General features: G+C 67.3%; 9 protein-coding genes. 5 read left to right on the forward strand and 4 right to left on the reverse strand.

Features of this window, described 5'->3' with window-relative positions; translation table 11 throughout:
- From AB7O82_RS35795 to fabA, 4 genes are all read right to left on the reverse strand, one after another.
- The coding region (locus AB7O82_RS35795; protein ID WP_428621646.1) for a membrane dipeptidase at positions 1–715 on the reverse strand (715 nt) is incomplete at its 3' end.
- Between the two features lie 194 nt (positions 716–909).
- Entirely contained in the window at positions 910–1,713 is an 804-nt protein-coding gene (locus tag AB7O82_RS35800) for an enoyl-ACP reductase FabI (RefSeq protein WP_428553480.1), read from the reverse strand.
- Between the two features lie 127 nt (positions 1,714–1,840).
- A complete protein-coding gene (gene fabB, locus AB7O82_RS35805; RefSeq protein WP_428553459.1) occupies positions 1,841–3,079 on the reverse strand; it encodes a beta-ketoacyl-ACP synthase I in 1,239 nt (412 codons plus the stop codon).
- Positions 3,080–3,083: 4 nt separating this feature from the next.
- Positions 3,084–3,614 carry a 3-hydroxyacyl-[acyl-carrier-protein] dehydratase FabA gene (gene fabA, locus AB7O82_RS35810; protein ID WP_428553462.1) on the reverse strand — a complete coding sequence of 177 codons (531 nt, stop codon included), beginning with the start codon at positions 3,612–3,614 and terminating at the stop codon, positions 3,084–3,086.
- Between the two features lie 135 nt (positions 3,615–3,749).
- Between fabA and irrA the strand changes: the two genes are divergently transcribed.
- The 5 genes from irrA to AB7O82_RS35835 form a co-directional block, all read left to right on the forward strand.
- Complete coding sequence (gene irrA / locus AB7O82_RS35815) at positions 3,750–4,157, forward strand: iron response transcriptional regulator IrrA (RefSeq protein WP_428553465.1); 408 nt, start codon at positions 3,750–3,752, stop codon at positions 4,155–4,157.
- 146 nt (positions 4,158–4,303) lie between these two features.
- Positions 4,304–4,723, forward strand: a complete 420-nt coding sequence (locus AB7O82_RS35820) for a rubrerythrin family protein (protein ID WP_428553468.1) — start codon at positions 4,304–4,306, stop codon at positions 4,721–4,723.
- 287 nt (positions 4,724–5,010) lie between these two features.
- Positions 5,011–6,369 carry a heterodisulfide reductase-related iron-sulfur binding cluster gene (locus tag AB7O82_RS35825; RefSeq protein WP_428553471.1) on the forward strand — a complete coding sequence of 453 codons (1,359 nt, stop codon included), beginning with the start codon at positions 5,011–5,013 and terminating at the stop codon, positions 6,367–6,369.
- A complete protein-coding gene (locus AB7O82_RS35830; RefSeq protein WP_428553474.1) occupies positions 6,366–6,953 on the forward strand; it encodes a DUF3501 family protein in 588 nt (195 codons plus the stop codon). Before AB7O82_RS35825 ends, AB7O82_RS35830 begins: the two co-directional genes overlap by 4 nt.
- A 192-nt stretch (positions 6,954–7,145) precedes the next feature.
- Positions 7,146–7,392 (forward strand): hypothetical protein (locus AB7O82_RS35835; RefSeq protein WP_428553477.1); only part of this gene is annotated, 247 nt, incomplete at its 3' end.

A 7,392-nucleotide genomic window follows, 5' to 3' on the forward strand; every position in this document is an offset into this window, starting at 1 on the left:
TCACCATGTGATCGATGTGGGCGATGAACTGGTCGAGCGTCGGCCGGTGGCCACCCGCGACAAAGGCGGGGAAGCCGACCGCGCCGACCAGCCCGCCGGTCGCCGCCACCGCCCTGATCTGCTCGTCGGTGATGTTGCGCGGCGAGGGATGAACGCTGAAGGCGCCGGCATGCGAGAACACGGTCGGGCGTTGCGAGGCCTCGATCGCGTCCATCGTCGTGCGCAAGCCGGTGTGCGAGCAATCGACGACGATTCGCGCCTCGTTCAGCCGCTTGACCACGTCGCGCCCGAAGCGGCTGAGGCCGGCGTCGCCTGGCTCCTCGCAGCCGTCGCCGACGCGGTTCCTGACGTTGTAGGTCAGCTGGATCATGCCGACGCCCAGGCTCTTGTAGGCGTCGATCAGGTCGACGTCGTCCTCGATCGGATCGGCGCCCTGGAAGTGCAGGATGATGCCGAGCCGACGGTCACGCTTGGCAGCCTCGATGTCGGCGGCGCGGCGGACCAGGGCGAGATCGCCGGCGTTGCGGATGAGCTTGATCCAGCGGCCGATGGCGCGCAGCGCCGTCTCCGCGTTCTCCGAGCCGCCGACCGTCGGCGCCACCGCGGTCGCGCCGCCGCGCCGATAGAGGTCGACATGGCGCGGATCCATCAGCAGCGGACAGACGGCGTCGATGACGATCGCCGACTCGTGCAAGGACTTGGCGTCAGCGGTCATTTCAGGCTTCCGATTTCACGTTCCACTCCTTCATTCCCCTCCCCGCCGTCGGTGGGGAGGTGCCCCGTCATACGGGGCGGAGGGGTCATGAGTCACAAGAGACAGCGGGGCCATGGCTCATGACCCCTCCGTCGCCGTATGACGGCGACACCTCCCCAGCGAAGCTGGGGAGGGGAATGAAAATCTCGCTCGCCCTACTCGCCGTTCTGGCCGTTGCCGTTGCCGTTGGCGCCGGCGTGCGGCATGCCGATGGCGTGGTAGCCGGCGTCGACGTAGTGCACCGTGCCGGTGACGCCGGCGCTCAGGTCGGACAGCAGGTAGAGGCCGGCGCCGCCGACGTCGGTGAGCTCGATGTTGCGGCGGAGCGGCGAGGCCTCGCGCGACACGCGGTAGACGTAGCGCGCACTGCCGATTACGGCGCCGGCCAGGGTGCGCATCGGGCCGGCCGAGATCGCGTTCACGCGCACGCCCTGCGGGCCGAGATCGGCCGCGAGGTAGCGCACGCTCGCCTCGAGGGCGGCCTTGGCGACGCCCATTACGTTGTACGACGGCATCACCCGCACGGCGCCCTCGTAGGTCAGCGTGACCAGGCTGCCGCCCTCGGTCATCAGCGGCAGGGCACGGCGGGCGATCTCGGTGAAGGAGTAGCAGGAGATGGTGAGGCTGCGCTGGAAGTTGGCCTTGGTCGTGTCGACGTAGCGGCCCTTCAGCTCCTCCTTGTCGGAGAAGGCAATGGCGTGGACCACGAAATCGAGCCTGCCCCATTCCTGGCGCAGGCGCTCGAACAGCCGGTCGAGGCTCTCCTCGTTCTCGACGTCGGCCTCCTCGACGATCTTCGAGCCGAGCTTCTGCACCATCGGCAGCACGCGCTTGCCGAAGGCGGCACCCTGGTAGGTGAAGGCCATCTCGGCGCCGGCGGCGTGCAGCGCCTGGGCGATGCCCCAGGCGATCGAGCGGTCATTGGCGACGCCCATCACCAGGCCGCGCTTGCCGGCCATCAGCTTGGGGACCTCGGGCAGCGTGACGGCGCGCGAGGGCGTGTGGGTGGCAGCGCTCGCGTCGCCGGAACCGCCGCCGGAGGCATCGGGCGCGGCGGCGAGGGGACGATTGTCGGGCATGGTCCCCTCAGTGATTGTAGCGCGAGAACACCAGGCAGGCGTTGGTGCCGCCGAACCCGAAGCTGTTCGACATCACGGTCTGCAGCCCGGCATTGTCGATGCGCTGGCGCGCGATCGGGTAGTCGCCGACGCCGGGGTCGAGGTTCTCGATGTTGGCCGAGGCGGCAACGAAATCCTCCTTCAGCATCAGGAGCGAGTAGATCGCCTCGTGTGCGCCGGTGGCGCCCTGGCTGTGTCCGGTCAGCGACTTGGTCGAGCTGACGGTCGGCAGCCGGTCGTTGCCGAAGGCGGCGCGGATGGCGTCGAGCTCGGTGATGTCGCCCACCGGCGTCGCCGTGCCGTGGGTGTTGACGTAGTCGACCGGCGCATTGCGCCGCGCGGCACCCGGGAAGCCGTCGAGGGCGAGCTTCATGCAGCGCACGGCGCCTTCGCCGGACGGCGCCACCATGTCGGCGCCGTCGGAGGTGGCGCCGTAGCCGATGACCTCGGCATAGATCCGCGCGCCCCGGGCGCGCGCCACCTCGAGGTCCTCCAGCACGAGGATGCCGCCGCCGCCCGAGATCACGAAGCCATCGCGATCCTTGTCGTAGGCACGGCTCGCCCGCTCGGGCGTGTCGTTGAATTTCGACGACATGGCGCCCATGGCGTCGAACAGCACCGACAGCGTCCAGTCGAGCTCCTCGCCGCCGCCGGCGAACATGCGGTCGGCCTTGCCGAGCTGGATGCATTCGACGGCATTGCCGATACAATGGGCCGAGGTCGAGCAGGCCGAGCTGATCGAATAGGACAGGCCCTTGATCTTGTAAGAGGTCGCCAGGTTGGCCGACACCGTGCTCGACATGGCGCGCGGCACCATGAACGGCCCGACCCGCTTGGGTCCCTTCTCCTTGGCGATGATCGCCGACTGGACGATGGCGCCGGTGGTCGGGCCGCCCGAACCGGCGACGAGGCCGGTCCGCTCGTTCGAGATCTCGGCCTCGCCGAGGCCGGCGTCAGCGATCGCCTCTTTCATGGCGAGCCAGGCATAGGCCGCCCCGTCGCCCATGAAGCGGCGCAGCCGGCGGTCGACTAGCTCGTCGACGTTCATCTTCAGGGTGCCGGCGACCTGGCTGCGAAAGCCGAGCTCCTTGTATTGCGGCACGAACTCGATGCCCGATTTGCCTTCCTTCAGGGAGCGCGTGACCTCGGCGGCATTGTTGCCGATCGAGGAGACGATCCCCAGGCCGGTGACGACGACTCGCTTCATGATGTCAGCCCGCTGCCGGAACCGCCGCCGCGTCCTGGATCAGGCCGACCTTCAAGCCGCTGACTTCGTAGGCCTGCTTGTCGTCGGCATAGACGAAGCCGTCGGCGATGCCCAGGACCAGCTTGCGGAGAATGACGCGCTTCAGATGGACATGATACGTGAGCTTGCGCACGGTCGGCACGATCATGCCGGTGAACTTGACCTCGCCGACCCCCAGCGCCCGCCCCCGGCCGGGAGCCTTCATCCAGCCCAGGAAGAACCCGACCAGCTGCCAAAGCGCATCGAGCGGCAGGCAGCCCGGCATCACCGGATCGCCCTTGAAATGGCAGCCGAAGAACCAGAGGTCGGGCTTGATGTCGAGCTCGGCCACGACCTCGCCCTTGCCGAACAGGCCGCCAGTGTCCTGGATCTTCAGGATGCGGTCGAACATCAGCATGGGCGGCAGCGGCAGCTGGGCATTGCCCGGCCCGAACAGGCGCCCCTTGGCGCATTCGATCAGGTCTTCGAAGGTATAGCTGTGCTTCTGCTCGCTCACACGTACCGTCCCCAAGGGCATCCGATTTTGGAATCTCCACGACAATAGGGATGCCGGACGCCGAGCGCAAACCGGCGCGGCCGGCCGGGCAGGCCTTTTCAGAGGCCTTCCTGCGCTCTACATAGGGAGTGACCGATGCCTGATTCCAGCCCCGACTTCCCCAGCCGCCTGCGAGCCGTCGGCTTGCGGCCGACCCGCCAGCGGGTCGCCTTGGCGCGCCTCCTGTTCGGGGGTGGCCATCGCCATGTAACTGCAGAGAGCCTGCACGCCGAGGTCCGGGCGGCGCAGATGCCGGTCTCACTCGCCACCGTCTACAATGCCCTGAACCAGTTTCGCGACGCCGGGCTGCTGCGCGAGGTCGTGGTCGCGCCGGGCCGGTCGTATTTCGATACCAACATCGGCCATCACCATCATTTCTTCGTCGAATCGGACGGCGAGTTGCACGATTTTCCGTCCGACAAGGTGACCATCGGCGGCCTGCCGCCGCCGCCCAAGGGCACGCGCCTGTCGCGCGTGGATGTCATCGTCCGCGTCCGCCGCTGAAATCGATGGCTTTTGCTCGCACCTTGCGAATCGTTCTCACACTTTAGAATCATTCTAAAGAGCTTGACGCCCTCGCCGGGGCTACCCATACTTCGGCCAGCGGTCCGGTCGAGGGGCCGACCGCACAGGATAGAGGGAGAAAAGCGATGGCGAATCTCAAAGGTTCGAAGACCGAGGACAATCTGAAGGCTGCATTCGCCGGCGAGAGCCAGGCCAATCGTCGGTATCTCTACTTCGCCCAGAAGGCGGACGTCGAAGGCTACAACGACGTCGCCGTGGTGTTCCGCTCGACCGCCGAAGGCGAGACCGGCCATGCCCACGGCCATCTCGAGTTCCTCGAGGCCAGCGGCGACCCGGCCACCGGCCTGCCGATCGGCGGCACGTCGTCCAACCTGAAGGCTGCGATCGCCGGCGAGACGCACGAATATACCGACATGTATCCGGGCATGGCGCGCACGGCGCGCGAGGAAGGCTTCGGCGAGATCGCCGACTGGTTCGAGACGCTCGCCAAGGCGGAGAAGAGCCACGCCGGCCGCTTCCAGAAAGCGCTCGACACCCTGGCCTGATCCGGCATCGAGGGACCTCATAATTCCTCCCCAGCTTCGCTGGGGAGGTGTCGCCGTCATACGGCGACGGAGGGGTCATGCTCTTCTGGACCGCGGGCGTCCCGCCCGCTCATGATCATGAGCATGAGCGGGCGAGACGCCCGCGGTCCGCATGAACCGTGGCCCCTCCGTCGGCGCAAGACGCCGACACCTCCCCAGCAGAGCTGGGGAGGAGGAGATCGCGCAGAGTCGTCTTCATCCCGCTCGATCTCGACCCCAAACTGCGCCCCCAACCAAGCGAATCCCCCATGCGTGAAGGCAGCCTCGAAGCTCCCGTTCGTCATGCCCTGGACTGGCACAATCCCTGGTTCTGGGACGAGAAGGGACTCGAGAAGGAGATGGAGCGCGTCTTCGACATCTGCCATGGCTGTCGGCGCTGCTTCAATCTGTGCGATTCCTTCCCGCGCCTGTTCGACCTGATCGACAACGGGCCGACTGGCGAGCTCGACGGCGTCGACCGGGCGCGCTTCGCCGATGTCGAGGAAGCCTGCACGCTCTGCGACATGTGCTTCATGACCAAGTGTCCCTATGTGCCGCCGCACGAATGGGCGCTGGATTTTCCCCATCTCATGTTGCGCCATCGCGCCGTTCACGCCCGCAAGAAGGGCATCGATTTCGTCGACGCGCGCCTCGCCGATACCGACCAGACCGGTCGGCTGGGCAGCCTCGTCGCCGGCGCCGCCAACTGGGCGACCGACGAGAAGAACACGCTGACGCGGCGCGGCCTGCAGCGCCTGGCCGGCATCCATCACGGCGCACGCCTGCCGCGCTATGCCGGCGAGACCTTCGTAATGCGCGCGGCGCGCGAAGGCGCCTTCCTCGACGAGGCGGCGCCGGCCTACGGCAAGCGCAAGGCCGTGCTCTATGCGACCTGCTTCGTGAACTTCAACAACACCGGTATCGGCGCCGCCGCGCGCGACGTGCTGGCCAGGAACGGCGTCGAGACCGAGGTGGTCCATCCCGCCTGCTGCGGCATGCCCAAGCTCGAGCTGGGCGATCTCGAAGGCGTCGAGGATGCTGCGCACAAGGTGACGGCGGCGCTGCTGCCGTGGGTCGACAAGGGCTACGACGTGATCGCGCTCACGCCGTCCTGCGCCCTGATGCTCAAGTTCGAATGGCCGCTTCTGCTGCCCCAGGATCCGGCCGTGGCGCGCCTGTCGCGGGCGACCTTCGACATCGCCGAGTACGTCGTCGACATCGCGAAGAAGGAGGGGCTGGCGCCGGGCCTGCAGCCGATCGAGGGTGGTGTCAGCGTTCATCTCGCCTGCCATGCGCGGGCCCAGAACATGGGTGCCAAGGCGGCCGAGATGCTGCGCCTGGTGCCGCAGACGCGCGTCGCCGTGATCGAGCGGTGCAGCGGCCATGGCGGCATCTGGGGCGCCCGCACCGAGAATTTCGAGACGGCGGTGAAGGTCGGCAAGCCGGCGGCCCAGGCGGCACTGAAGAACGACACCAGCTTCGTCGCTTCCGAATGTCCGCTCGCCGCCGACCACCTGATGCAGGTGATGGAGATCACCGCCGGAGACGAAAAACCCAAGCCGTCGCGCGCCCGCCATCCGATCGAGCTGATGGCGCGCGCCTACGGCCTGATGGAGGAGCAGCCATGACACCACGCAGCATCGAGGCGTCGGTCATCCTGCCGATGGCCGACTACGCCCGGGAGCGTGCCGAGCGCCGCCGCCGTATCACCGAGCTCAAGCGCAACCGCCGGCTCGAGGTCGGGCCGTTCGCGATGTTCTACTTCGAATCGTACGACACGATGCTGCATCAGGTGCACGAGATGCTGTTCATCGAGAAGGGCGGCGCCGAGCAGATCCCGGGCGAGCTCGCGGCCTACAATCCGCTTATCCCGCAGGGCAGCGAGCTGGTCGCCACCGTCATGTTCGAGATCGACGACCCGGTCCGCCGCGCCCGTGTGCTCGCCGCCCTGGGCGGCGTCGAGCATACCGCGTTCATCCGCATCGGCAGCGAGAAGGTCCGCGGCGCGGCCGAAAGCGATCAGGAGCGCTCGCGCGACGACGGCAAGACGTCGTCGGTTCACTTCCTGCGCTTTGCTTTCACGCCGGCCCAGATCGCGGCTTTCCGTGGTGGCAAGGACGACGTCGTCGTAGGCTTCGATCACCCGAACTACGGCCACATGGCGGTGATGCCGCAAGCCGTGCGCCAGACGCTGGCGCAGGACTTCGCCTAGGGGCGACCGAATCCTCGCCCGTCATACGGGGCGGAGGGGTCATGGTCTTCTGGACCGCGGGCGTCTCGCCCGCTCATGAACAAGATCATGAGCGGGCAAGACGCCCGCGGTCCGCACGAGTCATGACCCCTCCGTCGCCGTATGACGGCGACACCTCCCCAACGGAGTTGGGGAGGAGGATGAGTCGAGCGCGTGCCACGCGGCGCCTGCCAGTTGATGGACGCCGAGAGAATCGCCTATTGTGAAGCGCGTTCGTTGGTACCCAAGGCGTCGAGCCGCCGCCGCTTGCTTGCTTCGGAGATTGCCAATGCCCAAGCTTCTTCCTCCCAACATCAATCCGGCTTTCGAGGCGGCGGTGCGCCGCATGCTCGGAACAACGACGCCCGCGAAGAAACCGGCGAAGAAGGCCAAGCCGAAGAAGAACGGGTCAAAGAGCTAG

This window comes from Reyranella sp., from assembly GCF_050185545.1.
Taxonomy (GTDB): Bacteria; Pseudomonadota; Alphaproteobacteria; order Reyranellales; family Reyranellaceae; genus Reyranella.